Origin of the sequence: Micromonospora sp. NPDC050276 (assembly GCF_044459545.1) — a bacterium.
In the GTDB taxonomy this organism is placed as follows: Bacteria; Actinomycetota; Actinomycetes; order Mycobacteriales; family Micromonosporaceae; genus Micromonospora.
This window is the reverse complement of record NZ_JBITJA010000021.1, coordinates 52,158-72,019: the sequence shown is the minus strand read 5'-3', so window position 1 is coordinate 72,019 and position 19,862 is coordinate 52,158. Positions and strand designations below refer to the sequence as shown.

Genomic DNA, 19,862 nt, shown 5'->3' with positions numbered 1-19,862 from the left:
ATGAGGTTGGCGGGCGGATCCGTGCTCCACCCTTCCGTCAACCTCATGATCAGCGGCGGCCACCGTCGCTGGCCAAGGCCGGCTCCGGATCTCCCGGCGTCCGAGCCTCGGGGATCGGCAGGCCGGGCACGGTCCGCTGGACGGGTGCGGCCGGCTGGTTGGGATCCACCGCGACCGTGGGCGGCACCCCCTTGCGGCTCTTGGCGAGGTGTCGCCCCACCCTGATCATCGGCTGCTCGACCCATCGGTACAGCAGATCGGCGCAGAGCAGCGCCACCACGGTCGCGGCGACGAACAAGCGGGTCCCGCGCGGTTCGTACGAGGGCACCAACCCGACGACCACCGCCACGGCGAGTTCCTGCACCAGGTAGAGCGAGTAGGAGCGTTCACCCACGAACACCAGGGGCCGCCAGGAGAGGAACTTCGTCGGCAGCCCACGCCCCAGCATGGCGGGGAGCAGCAGCGCCACCGCCACCGAGTAGGCGGCGATCTTCGCCTCCAGGCGAGGGTGCTCGTCCGCCGACCAGTACGGCAGCGACAGGTGCACGGCGACGAAGCCGACCGCCACGACGAGAGCCACCACGGGACGGGTCAGGGGCTGGAACAGCGCGTACCCCCGGGGGTGGTGCATGACGATCGCCAGCAGGCAGCCCAGCAGGATCGACACGTAGTGGATCGGCCAGTAGGGCCAGTCGGGCGTGAACGGAACGATCGCCGCCAGCGCGGCGACGGCCAGCAGCGTCGCCGTGAGCCGACGGCGGAAGGTGGCGGCGACCAACACGAAGGCGAAGAGGGGCCAGGCCAGGTAGAACTTCCACTCGATGGCGATCGTCCACGAGTGCAGGAAGGCCAGGGTCGGCGCGAACTCGTTGGCCATCAGCAGGTAGTGGGGCATCGACTCCCGGACCGTCGCGCCTCTGCCGTTGAGGTGCGCGAGCGCGTACGTCGCGGCGAGCACGACGAAGTAGACCGGCAGGATCCGGAAGATCCGCCGGATGTAGAAGGACCGCAGCGAGACGCGTCCCCGCCCCTCCTCCTCGCGCAGCAGCAACGTGGTGATGAGGAAGCCGGACAACACGAAGAACAGTTGCACGCCCGCCCAGCCGGAGGTCCAGGCCCAGCCCGGCCCGCCGAAGTGGAAGGCCACGACGATCACTGCGGCGAACGCGCGGAGTCCGTCAAGAGCGGGAAACCGACGCATTGCGCGGTATTCGGCGTAACTGATCTCGGTCACCCGGCGAATTCTGGTCATCCCCGGAAGATCCAGTCAAGCGGCGCGCACGACAGTGACCGTTCGGATATCCGCTGCGGTCGGCGGGCGGCGCGGGTGCCCGGGGCGTTACTCGGCGGCGGAGCGCGGGGCGCGTCGAGTATCGTTGAGCACCGTAAGGCGATGACCCGGCCATCACCGGTGAGCCTCCGGAAGAACAGCCGGGCAACCGGCCCAGTAGAACCGGACGGGTGCGGCCCGTCACAGCCGGCTAATGAGCGGGCGGTCGATCCTGACCGCCAAGCGGGGTGGTACCGCGGGCCACCCGGGAGCGCCGTTCCAGGCGTACCCCGGAAGGTTCGTCCTCGCAGACCCACGTTGCGTGAGCTGCATGAGGAGAGCGACCCCCGATGGCCTATCCGTTGCACGACCCGACCGCCGCCGGTGTGCCGGCGAGCCCGGACCTGCCCGCGGTCGAGCGCCGGGTGCTGGAGCACTGGACGGCCGACAAGACCTTCGAGGCGTCGGTCGAGGCAAGGCCGACCTCCGGTCGGCGACCGGAAACGACGGACTCCGCCGATGCCGGCGTCGCAGGCGACGCCGAGAACGAGTACGTCTTCTACGACGGCCCGCCGTTCGCCAACGGCCTGCCGCACTACGGTCACCTCTTCACCGGTTACGTCAAGGACGTGGTGCCGCGCTACCAGACCATGCGCGGCCGGCACGTCGAGCGGCGCTTCGGCTGGGACTGCCACGGCCTGCCCGCGGAGGTGGTGGCCGAGAAGCAGCTCGGCATCACCAGCAAGGCGGAGATCATCGACCTGGGCGTGGCCCGGTTCAACGAGGCCTGCCGCACCTCGGTGCTGGAGTTCACCCAGGACTGGGAGCGGTACATCAACCGGCAGGCCCGCTGGGTCGACTTCACCAACGACTACAAGACCCTCGACCTGGACTACATGGAAAGCGTCATGTGGGCCTTCAAGACCCTGCACGACAAGGGTCTGATCTACGAGGGCTTCCGGGTGCTGGCCTACTGCTGGCGCTGCGAGACGCCGCTGTCGAACACCGAGACCCGGATGGACGACGTCTACCGGGACCGGCACGACCCCACCCTGTCGGTGTGGTTCGGGCTGACCGCCGACGAGTCCGCACCGGAGCTGGTGCGCGGCCCGGTCAAGCTGGGCGTCTGGACCACCACGCCGTGGACCCTGCCGTCGAACCTGGCGCTCGCCGTCGGCCCGGACATCGAGTACGCGGTGCTGGAGCACCGGGGTTCCCCCGACAGCGAGCGCAGTGGCGAGCGGTACCTGGTCGGCGCGGCGCGCCTCGCCGCGTACGCCAAGGAGTTGGACGGGTACGAGCAGGTCGGCACGGTGTACGGCCGGGACCTGGTCGGGCGCCGCTACACGCCGCTGTTCGACTTCCTCGTCGAGCAGGCCGGGGAGAACGCCTACCAGGTGCTCGGCGCGGAGTTCGTCACGACCGAGGACGGCACCGGGATCGTGCACCTGGCCCCGGCCTTCGGTGAGGACGACCAGAACGTCTGCAACGCCGCCGGCATCCCCACCATCGTCACGGTGGACGACCACACCCGGTTCACCGCACTGGTCCCGCCGTACCAGGGTGAGCAGGTCTTCGACGTCAACAAGCCGGTGATCCGGGAGCTGAAGGAGCGGGGGGTGGTGCTCAAGCAGGACACCTACACCCACTCGTACCCGCACTGCTGGCGCTGCGACACCCCGCTGGTCTACAAGGCGGTGTCGTCGTGGTTCGTCGCCGTGACCCAGTTCCGGGACCGGATGGTCGAGCTGAACCAGGAGATCAACTGGACGCCCGGCCACATCAAGGACGGCTCGTTCGGCAAGTGGCTGGCCAACGCCCGCGACTGGTCGATCAGCCGGAACCGGTTCTGGGGCTCGCCGATCCCGGTGTGGAAGTCCGACGACCCGAACTACCCGCGCCTGGACGTCTACGGCTCGCTCGCGGAACTCGAGCGGGACTTCGGGGAGCTTGCGACCCGAAGCGGCGTGCTCAGCGGCGGACGGCTGACGGATCTTCACCGGCCGGTGGTGGACGAGCTGGTCCGCCCCAACCCGGACGACCCGACCGGCAAGTCGATGATGCGTCGGGTCCCGGAGGTGCTGGACTGCTGGTTCGAGTCCGGGTCGATGCCGTTCGCCCAGGTGCACTACCCGTTCGAGAACGCGGACTGGTTCGAGCACCACTACCCGGGTGACTTCATCGTCGAGTACATCGGGCAGACGCGTGGCTGGTTCTACACGATGCACGTGCTGGCCACCGCGCTGTTCGACCGGCCGGCGTTCCGCAACTGTCTGAGCCACGGCATCCTGCTCGGCTCGGACGGGCGCAAGATGTCCAAGAGCCTGCGCAACTACCCGGACGTCTACCACGTCTTCGACTCGTACGGCTCGGACGCGATGCGCTGGATGCTGATGTCCTCGCCGGTGCTGCGCGGTGGCGACATGGCGGTCACCGAGGCGGGCATCCGCGACGCTGTCCGGCAGGTGCTGCTGCCGCTGTGGAACGTGTGGTACTTCTTCACGCTCTACGCCAACGCCGACGGGTACCAGGCGCGGCGGCGCACCGACTCCACCCACCTGCTCGACCGGTACGTGCTGGCGAAGACGAACGAGCTGGTGTCGACGGTCGGCGCGCAGATGGACGCGTACGACATCTCCGGTGCCTGCGCCGCCGTCCGGTCCTACCTGGACGCGCTGACCAACTGGTACGTGCGCCGGTCGCGGGACCGGTTCTGGTCGGGTGACGCCAACGCCTTCGACACCCTGTCGACGGTGCTGGAGACGCTCTGCCGGGTGGTGGCGCCGCTCGCGCCGCTGACCGCGGAGGAGATCTGGCGTGGTCTGACCGGGGAGCGTTCGGTGCACCTGACCGACTGGCCGGAGGCGAGCGAATTCCCGGCCGACCACGACCTGGTCGCCGCGATGGACAACGTGCGGGCGGTCGCCTCGGCGGCGTTGTCGCTGCGCAAGGCCAAGGGGCTCCGGGTGCGGCTGCCGCTGGCCCGGTTGACCGTGGCCTCGCCGGTCGCGGAGCAGCTGCGGCCGTTCGCCGACCTGGTCGCCGACGAGGTCAACGTGAAGGCGGTGGAGTTCAGCGCGGAGCTGTCCGCGTACTGCGAGCAGGTGTTGACGGTGGTGCCCCGGGCGCTCGGGCCGCGGGTCGGCAAGCAGGTGCAGCAGGTGATCAAGGCAGTCAAGGCGGGCGAGTGGGAGCTGGTCGACGGCGCCCCGGTGGCCGCCGGCGTCACCCTCGCCGAGGGCGAGTACGAGCTGCGCCTGATCGCGGCCGACGCCGAGCACTCCGCGCCGCTGCCCGGCGGTGAGGGCGTGGTGGTGCTGGACACCGACGTCACCCCGGAGTTGGCCGCCGAGGGGCTGGCCCGCGACGTGGTGCGGGTGGTGCAGCAGGCCCGTCGGGACGCGGATCTGGACGTCTCGGACCGGATCGTGGTGTCGGTGTCGGCGTCCGACGAGGTCCGGGCCGCGGTGGCCGGGTTCGTCGACTTCGTCTCCGCCGAGGTGCTGGCCGATTCGGTGGACTTCGCGGAAGGGCTCGACGGCTTCGCCGGCGAGGTCGGCGAGGGTGAGCGGGTAACGGTGGTCGTCCGCCGGGTATAACGGACCATCGCCAGGGTGCGGGCGCCTCACCACCTCCGTCTGGGAGGTGTGGAGGCGTCCGCTACCGTGACACCGCCTGTTCGCACCTGATCTGCCGGAGGACCAGTGCCCCTGCTCTACACCATCGGCAAGCTCACCGTGGCGCCCACGCTGCGGTTGGCGTTCCGCCCGACCGTGGAGGGGCTGGAACACGTGCCGGAGATCGGCGGTGCGATCTTCGCCGGCAACCACCTCTCGGTGGCCGACGAGCTGTTCCTCGGCACGGTCGTGCCCCGGCACCTGGCGTTCTGGGCCAAGTCGGAGTATTTCAAGGGCACCGGCGTGAAGGGTGCGATCTCCAAGTTCGTCCTCACCGGCCTGGGCGCGATCCCCGTCGAACGGGCTGGCGGCCGGGCGGCACTGTCCGCGTTCGACGCGGCGATCCCGGCGCTCAAGGGCGGTGACCTGGTGGTGGTCTATCCCGAGGGCACCCGCTCGCCGGACGGCAAGCTCTACCGGGGGCGGACCGGCGCGGCGCGGCTGGCGATCTCGGCCGGTGTGCCGATCATTCCGGTCGGCATGATCGGCACGGACAAGGCGCAGCCGATCGGCGCCCGGGTGCCACGGCCGGGCACGGCCAAGATCACGGTCCGGTTCGGCAAGCCGCTGGACTTCACCGGCCGGCCGGACGACCGCGCCTCACTGCGGCAGATGACCGACGAGCTGATGAGTGAGATCCAGAAGCTCACCGGCCAGGAGTACGTGCCCCGCTACGCCCCGCCCCGCGCCCACCCAGACCCAACCCGCAACGCCTGAACGCCCCCCAGCGCGCGCCCCCCGGCGCGCGCCCCTGGCGCGCCCCCACCTGGCGTGCGGTGATCAAGAGGTTTGCGTCGTCGGCGAGGCCGATTCTGACCGAAACCTCTTGATCAACCTGGGGGTGAGGGTAGGGGTGGGGGTGGGGGTGGGGGGTGGGTCGGGGCTTAGGCCCGTTCGGGTTGGACGATCTGGGCGCGCAGGGTGGCCAGCAGGTCGGCACTGTCGGCGACGGAGAGCCGGGTGAACACACCGGTGGCGATGCTGCCGTGGTCGACCGACGTGCAGACCACCACGGCACTGCCGTCGGCGCTGCCGACAGCGCATCGTTCGTGCCGGCCCCGCACACCGGTGTCCACGCTCTCCGGGGTGCCCAGCTCGTACCGTTTGGTGAGCCGGCTGATCTCGGCGTCCGCGTCCGACTCCGGGCTCCACCGGAAACCGGTGCCGCCGAAGACGGTCACCCTCTTGCCGTTCGTCGTCGAGTAGACGCCGGCGAACGTGTCCTCGGCCAGCCAGTGCTCCTTGCGTACCTCGTTCTCCAGCTGTCGGGCGGTGTCGGCGCTACGGTCGTCCTGCCGCAGGTTGAGGTCTTCCACCTGGACGGGCAGCGCCGCGCGCGCCGGGTACTGGGCCGAGATCGGGAACCCGTAGTAGGCGGGGCAGCCACAGCAGCAGGCCAGCGTGAGCAGCAGCAGCCACGGCCAGCGGCGGCGGCGGCGAACCGGCACCGGCACGTACCCCTTGGGGGCCTGCCAGCCCGGCGGCGGCGTCGGCGCGGCGGGTCGTCGGCCGCGGCGCTGCTTCGGCACCTTCACCGGCGCGGGTGGCGACATCGGCCGGGCCGACGCCCTCGGTGCGACGGCCTGCGGTGCACTCGGCGCGGCCGGCGGCGACACCGGGTGCGGCCCGACCGGGGGAGCGGGCGGCCCGGACCACTGCCGGGTGTGCGGCGGCGTCGGGTACGGCATCGTCGGGGGCAGCGGGGGCAGCTCGGCGGAGGGCAGGTCCCAGCCGCCGGTGTCCACGCCGGCCCACGGGTCGACCGGCGTCTGGTGCTCCGGCGGCCCGACGGGAACGGGCGGGGGAGGGGTCGGCTCGGCCGACTCCCCCCAGACGGGCCGGCGTGGCAGCGGCGGCGGCACCGGGGCCGAGCCGCTCCACCTGGGCGCCGGCACCTCCTCGGTGGCGGCCGGTTCCGGCTGGTCCGGGGCTTCCGGCTGGTCCGAGGGGTCCGGCTGGTCCGAGGGTACGGGTGGGGAGGTCGGCTCGTCGGTGACCGCCGGGTCCCGCTCCGGCTCCGGGCCCGGGGTGCTCCCGTCGGCCGGCCGTGCTCCCGGCTGGGGCTCCGGCATCGCGGCAATCTCCTCTCGCGCCGGTCCGAGGTTAATACCGCGCCGCCACCACCGCCGATCGGGCGTGCGCGCGATGGCCGCCGGGCGAGCGCGTACCCTTGGGCATCATGAGTGCCCCGTCCACGACGCCGCGCGCGGCCGCGACCAACTCCGTGTGGTCCCAGCTTGAGCCGCTGTTGCCCCAGGTCTCCAAGCCCATCCAGTACGTCGGTGGCGAGCTGGGCGCGGTGACGAAGGACTGGGACGCGGCGACCGTGCGGTGGGCGCTGATGTATCCCGACGCGTACGAGGTGGGCCTGCCCAACCAGGGCGTGCAGATCCTCTACGAGGTGCTCAACGAGCTGCCCGACACCCTCGCCGAGCGGACGTACGCGGTCTGGCCGGACCTGGAGACGCTGATGCGCACGCACGGCGTGCCGCAGTTCACCGTCGACGCGCACCGGTCGGTGCGTGGCTTCGACGTGTTCGGCATCTCGTTCTCCACCGAGTTGGGCTACACCAACATGCTCACCGCGATCGACCTGGCCGGCATCCCGATGCTGGCCGCCGACCGCACCGACGCCGACCCGGTGATCGTGGCCGGCGGGCACGCCGCCTTCAACCCGGAGCCGATCGCCGACTTCATCGACGCCGCAGTGCTCGGTGACGGCGAGGAGGCGGTCCTGGAGATCACCGCGATCGTCCGGGAGTGGAAGGCCGAGGGTTCGCCGGGCGGCCGTGACGAGCTGCTGCTACGGCTGGCCCGCACCGAGAGCGTGTACGTGCCGCGCTTCTATGACGTCGACTACCTGCCGGACGGCCGGATCCAGCGGGTCGTGCCGAACCGGGCGGACGTGCCGTTCCGGGTGCACAAGCGCACGACGATGGACCTGGACGCCTGGCCGTACCCGAAGCGGCCCCTCGTCCCGCTGGCCGAGACGGTGCACGAGCGGTACGCGGTGGAGATCTTCCGGGGCTGCACCCGGGGTTGCCGGTTCTGCCAGGCCGGCATGATCACCCGGCCGGTGCGGGAGCGGTCGATCACCACGGTCGGGCAGATGGTCCGCGAGGGGCTGGAGTTCTCGGGCTTTTCCGAGGTGGGCCTGTTGTCGCTCTCCTCGGCGGACCACTCCGAGATCGGCGACATGTGCTCCGGCCTCGCCCAGCAGTACGAGGGCACGAACGTCTCGCTGTCGCTGCCGTCGACCCGGGTGGACGCCTTCAACATCGACCTCGCGCAGGAGTTGTCCCGTAACGGGCGGCGTACCGGCCTGACCTTCGCCCCGGAGGGCGGGTCGGAGCGGATCCGCAAGGTCATCAACAAGATGGTGTCGAAGGACGACCTGATCCGCACGGTCGTCACCGCGTACACCAACGGGTGGCGGCAGGTGAAGCTCTACTTCATGTGCGGTCTGCCCACCGAGACCGACGAGGACGTCCTCGAGATCGCCGAGATGGCCCACGAGGTGATCCGGGCCGGTCGGGCCGCCACCGGCTCCAAGGACATCCGCTGCACGGTTTCCATCGGCGGGTTCGTGCCGAAGCCGCACACCCCGTTCCAGTGGGCCGCGATGGACCGCCCGGAGGTCATCGACCACCGGCTCAAGATCCTCAAGCAGGCCATCAACGCGGACCGCTCGCTGGGCCGGGCCATCGGCTACCGCTACCACGACGGCGAGCCGTCGCTCATCGAAGGGCTGCTCTCCAGGGGTGACCGTCGGGTCGGCTCGGTGATTCGCAAGGTCTGGGAGAACGGCGGCCGGTTCGACGGGTGGAGCGAGCACTTCTCGTACCAGCGTTGGGTGGACGCGGCGGCCGAGACGCTGCCCGCGTTCGGGGTGGACCTCGACTGGTACACCACCCGCGAGCGCGACGAGCTGGAGGTCCTGCCCTGGGACCACCTCGACTCGGGCCTCGACAAGGACTGGCTCTGGCAGGACTGGCAGGACTCGGTCAGCGAGTTCGAGCAGGACGACTGCCGGTGGACGCCCTGCTTCGACTGCGGCGTCTGCCCATCGATGGACACCGAGATCCAGATCGGCCCCACCGGCAAGAAGCTGCTGCCGCTCACCCCGCTGGGCGGCAACGGCATGAAGGTCCCGGGCCACTCGCACGCCTGACCGGGCTGCCTTCGGGCGGCGCCGATTGGCGGCGCCCCCCACCCTCCACTTCGACATGTCGTCCAACGGGTCCGCGTCTCGCGGGCCCGTTGGCGCTGTTCGGGCTCCACGTCGGCCTGTCGCCCTCGCCGTCGCCTCGTTAGCATCGATTGTGGTCTGTGCGCGCTGATGGCGCTCGGGGCTGTCGGTGGGGCTGCCCCGGCTGGGCCGGACTCGATACGCTGCGTCTGACATGGACCGACCCGGCGGGTCGGGGACGGGGGAGGAAGCGCATGGGTAACATCCCGCCGCCGAGCATCGGCGATCTGCACGTCAGCGTCGAAGACCTGGACGCCGCCGCCACGTACGTCGAGCGGCTCCGGCAGTACATCGACGACACGCTCAAATACGAGATGGAGCGCATCAAGGAGCGGATGAAGGGCGACAGCAACAACGCCCAGACCGTCCCGAACGGCACTCCCTTCGGCGCGTACGAGGATGCCCGCATGCAGTGGCGCGCCCTGGAGACGTCCACGGCGAACATGGAAGCGCACCTCACGACGCTCGCCCAGAAGCTCGCCGCCCTCAAGGAGGGCACCGAGGAGATCGCCAAGGCGTTCCGCGACACCGAGGCGCGCAACGGCGCCAACGGCAAGGAGATCGAGCGACTACTGGAGTCGGCGGCGCCGCCGCCCACTGCCAGCGGCGCGCCCACCTACCCGTACACGGCCTGAGGGGGACGTCATGGCTGGAGGAACCTGGGAGCGGTGCGTCCGCGAGGTGACGCTCTCCGCGGACCCGGAGACGGTCGGATCGGTCGGAGCCGGCTGGAGCAACCTCTCCAGCGGCCTGCAACAGCTGCGGGACGCGCTCGTCGGTCGATCGTTCGTCGGCCCGATCGCGACCGGTCAGGAGCGCCCGAACGTCGGTGGTCTGCCCGGGATGCTCGCCGGTTGGAAGGGCAGCGGTGGTGACGCCTACCGTGAGCACCTGGGCAAGATCGGCACGCAGATCGAGGAACTGATCACCGACGCGACCAACGTCAGTGGCGCGTTGACGCGGATCGAGGGCGACATCCGCAAGTCGGTCTCGACGATCCCGATCCCGCTGATGGACGACTTCGGCATCAACGAGTGGAGCCTGCCCAACGGCACCGAGCTCGACGACGCCCGCGACGGCGAGAGCTCCTCGGGGTTCCTCGCCGCGCTGCGTCAGGACTACCAGAACAACCCCGCCTCGTACGCCGACGGCGCGTTCCGCGACAAGGCCGACGACCTGGAAGCGACCATGAAGGTCGACGGCCAGGCCGGCGACCAGAAGCGGGGCGGCTGGTGGGACACCAAGGCCCACCTGGACAACTGGTACCGGGACAACCAGCAGGCCGCGAACGCGGCGATGGCACCGCTGCCCCAGGCGGTGTACACCGAGCGTCCCAAGCTCACCGTGAACCGCCCGGACGGAGACATCAAGGACAACTTCGATCGCGACCCCCGGGTCCCGCCGACGGGTCGGCCCGACATCGGTGGCGGCGACTTCGGCGGGAAGCCCGACATCGGTGGTGGCGGCCCCACGATCGGCAGCCGGCCACCGGGCATCGGCGACACGGGCGGTCCGACCTCCACTGTCGACCCGTTCTCCCCGACCAAGCCCGGTGGGCTCGGCGATGGCTCCCCGACTGGTGGCACCGGTCAGCTGACATCCCCGCCGACCGGCTCCGGTTACCCGGGCTACCCCGACGGCGACGACGGCTACAGCAGCGGTCTGGCCGGCGCCAGCCCGGGTAGCGTCGGCGGCCTGGGCGGTGGCCTCGGCGGCGGCGGGGTCGGCAGCGCCGGGCTCGGTGGCGCCGGCGGTGGTTTCGGTGGTGGGGCCGGTGTCGGCTCGGCCGGCGGGATCGGCGCCGGTGGTGGCCTTGGTGCGGGCGGCATCGGCGTGGGCGGCATCCCCGGCATGGTGGGTGGTGGCAACGGAAAGCTGCCGCCGATGACGAGCGCGGCGAACGCGCTGCGTGCCGCCGCTGGCGCGGGCGGCGCCGGGATGGCGGGCGGCGCACGTGGCGCTGCCGGCGTCGGCGGCGCCGGGATGATGGGCGGCGGCATGATGGGCGGCGCGGGCGGCGCCGGACACGGCGGCAACAGCGGCTCCGAGCACTCGTCGTGGTTGACTGAGGACGACGATCCGTGGGGCCCTGGTGACGGCGCGTCCCCCGGTGTCCTGCGATGAGGATGGACGGATGAGGGTGAACGGTGCAGCGCTCCGGCGGGTGACCGCCTGCCTGCTGGCGGGGCTCCTGGTGGTGGGGGCCGCCCAACCGGCGTCCGCCGCGCCCCGGCGCGCCGAGCAGTGGTATCTGGACGAGCTCCGAATCGACCGGGCGCACGAGATCTCGACCGGGCGGGGCGTGGTCGTGGCCGTGCTCGACACCGGGGTCGAGGCCACCCACCCGGACCTGCGGGGTCAGGTGCTGGTCGGTGGCCGCAGCTACGGCGCCGCTGGGGACGGCCGGGCCGACGAGGATGGCCACGGCACGCACATGGCCGGCATCATCGCGGCGAAGGCCAGCCGGGACGGTGTGGACGGCATCGCGCCCGGGGCGAAGATCCTGCCCATCAAGGTGCGCCAGGGCGGCGGGGGCATCACCAGCGAGGCGATCGCCCGCGGCATCCGGATGGCCGTCGATGGCGGCGCCAAGGTGATCAACATTTCCCAGGGTAGCCCGGGCCTCTCCGACTCCGCGGAGGTGAGCGCGATCCAGTACGCGCTGGCCCGTAACGTCGTCGTGGTCGCCGCCGCCGGTAACACGGCCGATGGCGACAGCGCCGTCATCCAGCCGGCCAACACCCCTGGTGTGATCGCGGTGACCGGGACGACCAGGGGCGGGGCGTTCTGGTCCGGCTCCGTCCAGGGGCCGGAGGCGGTGGTCGCCGCTCCGGGCGACCGCATCTACAACGTCGCGAACGAGGGGGGCTACGGCTGGGGCGACGGGACCTCCGACGCCACCGCGATCGTCTCTGGTCTGGCCGCGCTGATCCGGGCGAAGTACCCGAACCTCGATGCCGCCAACGTGATCAACCGGATCATCCGGACCTCCCGGGATGCCGGCCCGCCCGGACGGGACCCGCAGTACGGCTTCGGGGCGATCGACCCAGTGAAGGCGCTGACCGCGAACGTGCCGCCGGTCACCGCCAACCCGCTGCTCGACCCCGCGGCGGCGACCGAAGAGGGCCCGGCCCGCACCGGGGGCGCGGATGAGGAGTTCGACGTCACCCAGCACGGTGATCGCGGTGGCCCCACCGACCAGCAGGTCATGGTGGTGGGCATCGGCATCGCCGCGGTGCTGGTGTTGTTGCTGGGGCTGGTGGTGTTCCTCGTCTGGAACCGCCGTCGGTACCGGCGGGAGGCCGCCCGGGCCGCCGACATCCCGGACGAGGCGCTGGACCAGGCGATCTCTGGCGCCTACCCGCCGCCGGGCGCGGGTTACGCGCCGCCGCCCGGCTATCCGGCACCACCCGGTTACGCCCCGCCCTCCGGGTATGCCCCGCCTCCCGGTCACGGCCCGCCCTCCGGGTATGCCCCGGCTCCCGGTTACGGACCGCCGGGTGCGGCGCCGCCCGCCCCGCCCCGGGAGCGGTAACCGGTCCTGATCGTGGTGGCCGGCTGGTGACCTTCCGGGTCACCGGCCGGCCATCGAGCTTTACCGGGCGGGTGGTCCCAACCTATGCGACCGGTTTGTACCCGTCTGCCGGGACGATTCGACCGCCCCGGCTGCGTGCCGTCACGAGCTCTGCGCCAGGATGGGCGGACACGCAGGTACACCCGAGGAGCCCCACGATCGCCAAGAAGCCTCAACCCGAGGGCGGCCAGGCACCGGTCGTCCAGCGCGTCCGCATCCGGTACGCCAAGCGCGGGCCGCTGCGATTCACCTCGCACCGGGACTTCGCCCGGGCGTTCGAGCGCGCGCTCCGCCGGGCCGCCGTGCCGGTCGCCTTCTCCCAGGGCTTCCACCCGCACCCGAAGATCTCCTACGCCAGCGCCGCGCCCACCGGCGTGGCGAGCGAGGCGGAGTACCTGGAGATCGCCCTCCAGGCGGCGGTCGACCCGGAGGAGTTGCGGGCCGCGTTGGACGCTGCGCTCTCGCCGGGGCTGGACATTCTGGACGCGGTGGTCGCCGAGGGGGGAAACCTGCCGGACCGGATCGAGGCGTCGCGCTGGCACATCGAGCTGCCCGAGGTCGACACGGCGGTGTTGCAAGCTGCGGTGGACGCTTTCGTCGCGGCCGAGGAGGTGCTGGTCGAGCGGATGACCAAGCAGGGTCGACGCACTTTCGATGCCCGCGCCGCCGTGATGTCGATCGATGTCCAGCCGCCGACGCCGACGCCTTCCGGGGCGCCGGCCGTACCGTGTGCGATACTCGAACTGGTCGTGCGGCAGGTCACCCCGTCCGTACGGCCCGATGACGTCCTTTCCGGCCTCCGCGTGGTGGCCGACCTGGAGCCGCCGGTTTCGCCGAGGGTGACCCGGCTGGCTCAGGGCACGTTGACCGCGCAGGGTGCGATCGTGGATCCGTTGGATGCGGATCGCGACGGGGCAGCCATCGTTGGGCACTGACCGACGGTCCGTGCTCTGGCAGGCAGACTTCGGCGGTCGCGCACCATGCGCGCCCGGCGGAAACACTTTTGCGGCGACCCTGCGTGGCAGCGCTCACCCGCGCCCGGGGTAGCCAGAACTGGAGAACGTCCATGCTCGAGAACGAGCCCGAGGGCGGCGAACGGACCGGTTCACAGCCGGCCAGTGAGACCGCCGACCAGAGCAGCACGGCCGACGGCACCGCCGTCGCGCCCCCCACCACCGCGGTCGGTTCGGCCTCGGTAGAGCCAACCGGCGCGGAGAGCGCTTCCACCGGAGAGGCCGTCGAGCCGGCCGCGCCGGCGCGGCGTACCCGGGCGACCCGTCGTCGGGCCGCCCCGCTCAACCAGCCGGAGCGGACCGACGCCCCGGTCGAGGCATCCACCGATGGGGCCGGCAGCGCCGAGTCGCCGCAGGCGGAGGTCTTCGCACCGGTCTCCGGCGACCTGGACGTCGCCCCGAAGACCCCCCGGCGTCGCCGTAAGGCCACCGCCGTCGAGACGACCGCCGAGGAGCCGCTGGTCGCCGCCGCCGCGGAGGCGGCCTCGGCCGAGGTGGTTCCGCCGGTCAAGGTGACCCGTACCCGGCGCAAGAAGGCAACCCCGGCCGCTGTCGAGGAGCCGCCCGCCACCGAGCAGCCGGCCGCCGTCGACGAGGTGCCCGCCGTTGCGGAGCCGGTCGTCGAGGAGCCGGTCGACGCCGAGGAGCCGGCGGAGTCCGACCTGCGCGAGGCCGAGGCCGAGTTGAACGATTCGGCGGCCATCCCGAGCACGCCCGCCGCCGAGCTGGCCTGGAGCAGTGGCGCTCAGGAGCGCTCCGGCGAGGTGTCGCCGGGTGCGGCGGTTCCCGGTGTGACCGATGAGCCGATCGAGCCCGCCGAGATCGAGCCGGAGCAGCCCCGTACCCGTCGTCGGCGGGCCGCGCTCTCCGCGCCCACCGTCCTGTTCATGGCACCTCAACCGGACGCGGTGCCGGTCAGCCGACCGGTGGAGCCCGCCCCGGTGGCCGAGGAGCCGGCTGTCGAGGAAGCCGCCGAGCCGTCCCGCCGCCGTCGACGTGGTCGCCGCGAGGCCGAGCCGGCGGAGCCGATCGAGGCGATCGAGGCCGAGGAGGAGCCGACCGAGGAGGCCGACGAGGCCGCCGAGGCGGATGAGGACGACGAGGACAGCGCCGCCGCGCGCCGTCGTCGCCGGCGTGGTCGCCGGGGCCGGGGCCGGGGCAAGGGCGGGGCCGACGACGCCGAGGACGAGGAGTCCGAGGAGGCGGCGCAGGCCGATGAGGAAGAGACCGCCGAGGCCGAGGCCGAGGGCGACGAGGACGAGGAGTCCGAGGGCGGGGACGGCCTGACCCGTCGTCGCCGTCGTCGCCGTCGCCGCGGTGCCGGTGACACCGAGGGTGCGGCCGACGACGGTGTGCCGACCGTGGTGAAGATCCGCGAGCCGCGCCGGACCGTCGACGAGGTGCAGGGTGTGTCCGGCTCGACCCGGCTGGAGGCCAAGCGCCAGCGCCGCCGGGACGGTCGGGAGCAGCGGCGTACCCGCCCGCCGATCCTCAGCGAGTCGGAGTTCCTGGCGCGCCGGGAGTCCGTCGACCGGGTGATGGCGGTCCGCCAGCGCGGTGACCGCACCCAGATCGCCGTCCTGGAGGACGGCGTGCTGGTCGAGCACTACGTCACCCGCAACTCCTCCGGGACGATGGCCGGCAACGTGTACCTGGGCAAGGTGCAGAACGTGCTGCCGAGCATGGAGGCGGCGTTCGTCGACGTCGGCCGGGGCCGCAACGCGGTGCTGTACGCCGGTGAGGTCAACTGGGACACCTCCGGGCTGGAGGGGCGGGCGCGCTCGATCGAGCAGGCGCTCCGCTCTGGCGACTCGGTGCTGGTCCAGGTCACCAAGGACCCGATCGGGCACAAGGGCGCTCGGCTGACCAGTCACATCGCGCTCTCCGGGCGGCACCTGGTCTACGTGCCCAACGGCAACGCCTCCGGGATCAGCCGTAAGTTGCCGGACAACGAGCGCAAGCGGCTGCGGGACGTACTCAAGAAGCTGGTCCCGGACGGCGCGGGCGTGATCGTCCGGACGGCCGCCGAGGGTGCCACCGAGGACGAGTTGGCCCGCGACGTCAAGCGGCTCCAGGCGCAGTGGGAGGACATCCAGGCCAAGGCCGCCGAGGGTGGCGCTCCGGTGCTGCTCTACGGGGAGCCCGACCTGGTCATCCGGGTGGTGCGGGACCTGTTCAACGAGGACTTCCGCGAGCTGGTGATCGAGGGCGAGCAGTCGTACGACATGGTCGAGTCGTACCTGTCGCACGTCTCCCCGGATCTGGTCGACCGGGTGCGCCGGCACGTCGGCACGAGCGACGTCTTCGCCGAGTACCGGATCGACGAGCAGATCATCAAGGGCCTGGACCGCAAGGTCTTCCTGCCCTCCGGTGGCTCGCTCGTGATCGACCGCACCGAGGCGATGACGGTCGTCGACGTCAACACCGGCAAGTACACCGGCTCCGGGGGCAACCTGGAGGAGACCGTCACCCGCAACAACCTGGAGGCGGCGGAGGAGATCGTCCGTCAGCTCCGGCTGCGCGACATCGGCGGCATCGTGGTGATCGACTTCATCGACATGGTGTTGGAGTCGAACCGTGAGCTGGTGCTGCGCCGACTCACCGAGTGCCTGGGCCGGGATCGCACCAAGCACCAGGTCACCGAGATCACCTCGCTCGGCCTGGTGCAGATGACCCGTAAGCGGATCGGCGCGGGCCTGCTGGAGGCGTTCAGCGAGACCTGCGAGTGCTGCAAGGGCCGGGGCGTCATCATCCACACCGAGCCGGTGCCGGAGAAGCCGCGTCCCGCCGGTGCGGGGGAGAAGGTCAAGGCGGTCGCCTCGTCGGTGGCTGCCGCTCCGGCCGCCGAGCAGGGCAGCACGTCGTCTCGTCGCCGGGCTCGGAAGACCGCCCCGGCCGAGCGGACCGTGGTTGAGGTCGTCGACACCGACGCCGCCGCCGAGTACCAGGACACCATGGGCTACGACCTGTCCCGCTACGAGTCGGACACCGCCGCCGCGCCGGCGATCTCCGACGCCCAGCAGGGCGAGTCGGCTCGGCTGGCCGCGGCGGACGACCCGGACGCGCTCGCCGACGGCGAGGGCGACGAGGAAACCACCGAGGGCGGCGGCGGTCGTCGCCGATCGCGCCGCGGTGGCGCCCGTCGGCGGACCCGCCCCTGAGAGCCTGACCGGCCACGTGTTTGACGAGGTCCCTTTCCCGGCAAAGTGACGGGGGAGGGACCTCGCCGTTGTGGTCACCCGGTCCAGGATCGGCCGTCCCGGTCAGGAGATGAAGATGCGCCGTCTGCTCGTCGTCACCGCGCTGGTCACGGTGCTCGTCGGTGCGGCCGGCTGCTCCACCGACCGGTCCGCCGGCGAGACCACCGGGGCCTCCGGCTCGGCGGCCGGTGGCAACTCCCCCGAGCCGACCGCGCCGCCGGCCGGCGGTGGTGTGGCGGGTGGCAACGCCAACCAGGTCTGCACCGCCGCGCAGGAGGCCAGCACCACCGCCGTACGGACGTACGTGGCGGAGCTGGGTCAGCTGGTCGCAGCGGTGGAGCCGTACGGCCGAGGCTGCCCGGGGACGGGCCGAGGCGGCGCTGGCCGGCTGGCGGACCGCGTTGCGGGAGCAGTCGGAGCGGGCCACCGACCCGCAGCTCAAGACTCTGCTCACCGACCTCGGCACCGAGGTCTCCGCGCTCGGTGCCGACGTCGAAGCGATCGACGAGACCGAACTCGACCGGCTCCAGCAGCGCCTCGACCAACTCTGCGCGCGCTGACCAGGGCGGGCCGGTTTGGGGTCCGGGCCAGCAATGGCGTACTCTTGCCTGCGGCGCACTTTTGGTGTGCCGAGTTCCCGTGTGCCCGCGCCGCCGTGCACTGCTACCCGGCGAGCCGCCGCGGGGACGACCGCCAGCAGCCTCAACGACAGGGAGTCCGCCTCCGATGTACGCGATCGTCAAGACCGGCGGCAAGCAGTACAAGGTCGCCGAGGGCGACGTGATCGAGGTCGAGAAGCTCACCGGCGCCCCCGGTGACGCGGTGAAGCTCACCGCGGTGCTCCTCGTCGACGGTGACGACCTGGTGACCGACGCGGCGAAGCTTGCCGAGGTCGCGGTGTCCGGCGAAATTGCCGCGCACACCAAGGGCCCGAAGATCCGGATCCACAAGTTCAAGAACAAGACCGGCTACCACAAGCGCCAGGGTCACCGCCAGCCGTTGACCCAGGTCAAGGTGACCGGCATCTCCAGCGGGAAGTAGGTCGTCCTCCAATGGCTCACAAAAAGGGTGCGTCCAGCTCGCGTAACGGTCGTGACTCCGCGGCCCAGCGACTCGGCGTGAAGCGCTTCGGTGGTCAGGTCGTCAGCGCCGGTGAGATCATCATCCGGCAGCGTGGCACCAAGTTCCACCCCGGTGACCTGGTCGGCCGTGGCGGCGACGACACGCTGTTCGCGCTGTCCGCCGGTGCGGTCCTGTTCGGCACCAAGCGCGGTCGCAAGACCGTCAGCATCGTTCCGCAGCAGTAGTTCTCTTCGCTAAGCGGGCCGCGGACCTCTGGGTCCCGGCCCGCTTAGCCTTTTTCGAAGTGCGGGGTTGGACCTCGCTGGAAGGATTGACGCCGTGGCAACGTTCGTTGACCGGGTCGTTCTGCATCTGCAGGCCGGCGATGGCGGGCACGGTTGTGTCTCGATCCACCGCGAGAAGTTCAAGCCCTTCGGCGGGCCGGACGGTGGTAACGGTGGGCATGGGGGCAGCGTGTCCCTGGTCGTCGACCCGCAGGTGACCACGCTGCTCGACTTCCACTTCCACCCGCACGTCAAGGCCGACAACGGCAAGGGCGGCGCCGGGTCGAACCGGGACGGGGCCAACGGCCGCAACCTGGTGCTCAAGGTGCCCAACGGCACCGTGGTGCAGAGCACCGATGGCACGGTGCTGGCCGACATGGTCGGTGCCGGCACCACCTTCGAGATCGCCCGCGGCGGGCGCGGCGGGCGGGGCAACGCCTCGCTGGCCAACGCCAAGCGCAAGGCTCCCGGCTTCGCCGAGCTGGGGGAGCCCGGCGACCAGTTGGACATCGTGTTGGAGCTGAAGAGCGTCGCCGACGTGGGCCTGGTGGGCTTCCCGTCCGCCGGCAAGTCGTCGCTGATCTCGGTGATCTCCGCCGCGAAGCCGAAGATCGCCGACTACCCGTTCACGACCCTGGTGCCCAACCTCGGTGTCGTCCGGATGGACAACCACACCTTCACCGTCGCCGACGTGCCCGGCCTGATCCCCGGCGCGGCCACCGGCAAGGGGCTGGGCCTGGAGTTCCTGCGGCACATCGAGCGCTGCGCGGTGCTGGTGCACGTCATCGACTCGGCGACCCTGGAGCCCGGCCGTGACCCGGTGGCGGACATCGACGCCATCGAGGCCGAGCTGAGCCAGTACGGCGGCCTGACCGACCGCCCCCGGCTGGTCGCCGTCAACAAGGTCGACGTGCCGGACGGCCGGGACCTGGCCGAGATCGTGCGCCCCGACCTGGAGGAGCGCGGCTACCGGGTGTTCGAGGTGTCCGCGGCCACCCGGGAAGGGCTCAAGGAGCTGACCTACGCGATGGCCGAGCTGGTCGAGGCGGAGCGTAAGGCCGCGCCGCCCGCCGAGCCGACCCGGATCGTGATCCGCCCGATGGCGGTGGACGACGACGGTTTCACCATCACCGCCGAGGCGGACGGCTCGTTCACCGTTCGCGGCGTCCGGCCGGAGCGCTGGGTCAAGCAGACCAACTTCGACAACGACGAGGCGGTCGGCTACCTGGCTGACCGGCTGGCCCGGCTCGGGGTGGAGGACAAGCTGGCCAAGGCCGGAGCGCAGCCCGGTGACCTGGTCCGGATCGGTGAGCGCGAGTTCGACTGGCAGCCGACGCTCTACGCCGGCGTCGACTTCGTACCCGGCAACCGGGGCACCGACGTCCGTCTGGAGGAGAAGTCGAATCGGGCCTCCGCGGCGGACCGGCTTGCGGCCCGGAAGGCTCGCCGGGTGCGATCGGCGGACGAGGTGGGCGCGGACGCGTCCGACGACCTCGACGACGAGGACGACGCCGAGTAGTTTCGTTGCGCTCC

The 19,862-nt window shown here is 71.5% G+C and carries 15 protein-coding genes; 12 read left to right on the top strand and 3 right to left on the bottom strand.

What is annotated here, in order from left to right; all coding sequences use genetic code 11:
* Positions 1-49: 49 nt before the first annotated feature.
* The gene (locus tag ACIBF8_RS29765; protein ID WP_396787238.1) at positions 50-1,234 is read right to left on the bottom strand and encodes an acyltransferase family protein; all 1,185 of its coding nucleotides are present in this window, start codon (positions 1,232-1,234) and stop codon (positions 50-52) included.
* Between the two features lie 386 nt (positions 1,235-1,620).
* Here ACIBF8_RS29765 and ileS point away from each other — a divergent pair, with 386 nt between their 5' ends.
* Together ileS and ACIBF8_RS29755 are read left to right on the top strand one after the other, a co-directional pair.
* Positions 1,621-4,869 (top strand): isoleucine--tRNA ligase, encoded by a 3,249-nt coding sequence (gene ileS, locus ACIBF8_RS29760; RefSeq protein WP_396787237.1) that lies wholly within the window; start codon positions 1,621-1,623, stop codon positions 4,867-4,869.
* A gap of 105 nt (positions 4,870-4,974) precedes the next feature.
* Positions 4,975-5,664 carry a lysophospholipid acyltransferase family protein gene (locus tag ACIBF8_RS29755; protein ID WP_396787236.1) on the top strand — a complete coding sequence of 230 codons (690 nt, stop codon included), beginning with the start codon at positions 4,975-4,977 and terminating at the stop codon, positions 5,662-5,664.
* A 167-nt stretch (positions 5,665-5,831) separates the two neighbouring features.
* Here ACIBF8_RS29755 and ACIBF8_RS29750 read toward each other — a convergent pair whose 3' ends face one another.
* A complete protein-coding gene (locus tag ACIBF8_RS29750; protein WP_396787235.1) occupies positions 5,832-7,019 on the bottom strand; it encodes a hypothetical protein in 1,188 nt (395 codons plus the stop codon).
* Positions 7,020-7,126: 107 nt separating this feature from the next.
* On the opposite strand from ACIBF8_RS29750, the gene ACIBF8_RS29745 reads away from it, so the two are divergent.
* The 6 genes from ACIBF8_RS29745 (at position 7,127) to ACIBF8_RS29720 (ending at position 16,944) form a co-directional block, all read left to right on the top strand.
* A complete protein-coding gene (locus ACIBF8_RS29745) occupies positions 7,127-9,118 on the top strand; it encodes a TIGR03960 family B12-binding radical SAM protein (protein WP_396787234.1) in 1,992 nt (663 codons plus the stop codon).
* Positions 9,119-9,390: 272 nt separating this feature from the next.
* Positions 9,391-9,831, top strand: a complete 441-nt coding sequence (locus tag ACIBF8_RS29740; protein ID WP_396787233.1) for a hypothetical protein — start codon at positions 9,391-9,393, stop codon at positions 9,829-9,831.
* Between the two features lie 10 nt (positions 9,832-9,841).
* Positions 9,842-11,320 (top strand): WXG100 family type VII secretion target, encoded by a 1,479-nt coding sequence (locus ACIBF8_RS29735; protein ID WP_396787232.1) that lies wholly within the window; start codon positions 9,842-9,844, stop codon positions 11,318-11,320.
* Between the two features lie 10 nt (positions 11,321-11,330).
* The gene (mycP, locus tag ACIBF8_RS29730) at positions 11,331-12,731 is read left to right on the top strand and encodes a type VII secretion-associated serine protease mycosin (protein ID WP_396787231.1); all 1,401 of its coding nucleotides are present in this window, start codon (positions 11,331-11,333) and stop codon (positions 12,729-12,731) included.
* Positions 12,732-12,985: 254 nt separating this feature from the next.
* On the top strand, positions 12,986-13,705 hold the full coding sequence (locus ACIBF8_RS29725) for a TIGR03936 family radical SAM-associated protein (RefSeq protein WP_396787250.1): 720 nt from the start codon (positions 12,986-12,988) through the stop codon (positions 13,703-13,705).
* Positions 13,706-13,836: 131 nt separating this feature from the next.
* Complete coding sequence (locus tag ACIBF8_RS29720; protein ID WP_396787230.1) at positions 13,837-16,944, top strand: Rne/Rng family ribonuclease; 3,108 nt, start codon at positions 13,837-13,839, stop codon at positions 16,942-16,944.
* Positions 16,945-17,046: 102 nt separating this feature from the next.
* Here the strand turns inward: ACIBF8_RS29720 and ACIBF8_RS29715 are convergent, their stop codons facing one another.
* Positions 17,047-17,235 carry a hypothetical protein gene (locus ACIBF8_RS29715; protein WP_396787229.1) on the bottom strand — a complete coding sequence of 63 codons (189 nt, stop codon included), beginning with the start codon at positions 17,233-17,235 and terminating at the stop codon, positions 17,047-17,049.
* On the opposite strand from ACIBF8_RS29715, the gene ACIBF8_RS29710 reads away from it, so the two are divergent.
* The 4 genes from ACIBF8_RS29710 (at position 17,223) to obgE (ending at position 19,848) form a co-directional block, all read left to right on the top strand.
* On the top strand, positions 17,223-17,543 hold the full coding sequence (locus ACIBF8_RS29710; protein ID WP_396787228.1) for a hypothetical protein: 321 nt from the start codon (positions 17,223-17,225) through the stop codon (positions 17,541-17,543). The two genes, ACIBF8_RS29715 and ACIBF8_RS29710, sit on opposite strands and share 13 nt — an antisense overlap.
* 166 nt (positions 17,544-17,709) lie before the next feature.
* A complete protein-coding gene (gene rplU / locus ACIBF8_RS29705; RefSeq protein WP_007464063.1) occupies positions 17,710-18,024 on the top strand; it encodes a 50S ribosomal protein L21 in 315 nt (104 codons plus the stop codon).
* 11 nt (positions 18,025-18,035) lie between these two features.
* Positions 18,036-18,290 (top strand): 50S ribosomal protein L27, encoded by a 255-nt coding sequence (rpmA, locus tag ACIBF8_RS29700; RefSeq protein WP_007464062.1) that lies wholly within the window; start codon positions 18,036-18,038, stop codon positions 18,288-18,290.
* Between the two features lie 94 nt (positions 18,291-18,384).
* Positions 18,385-19,848, top strand: a complete 1,464-nt coding sequence (obgE, locus tag ACIBF8_RS29695) for a GTPase ObgE (RefSeq protein WP_396787227.1) — start codon at positions 18,385-18,387, stop codon at positions 19,846-19,848.
* Positions 19,849-19,862: the final 14 nt, after the last annotated feature.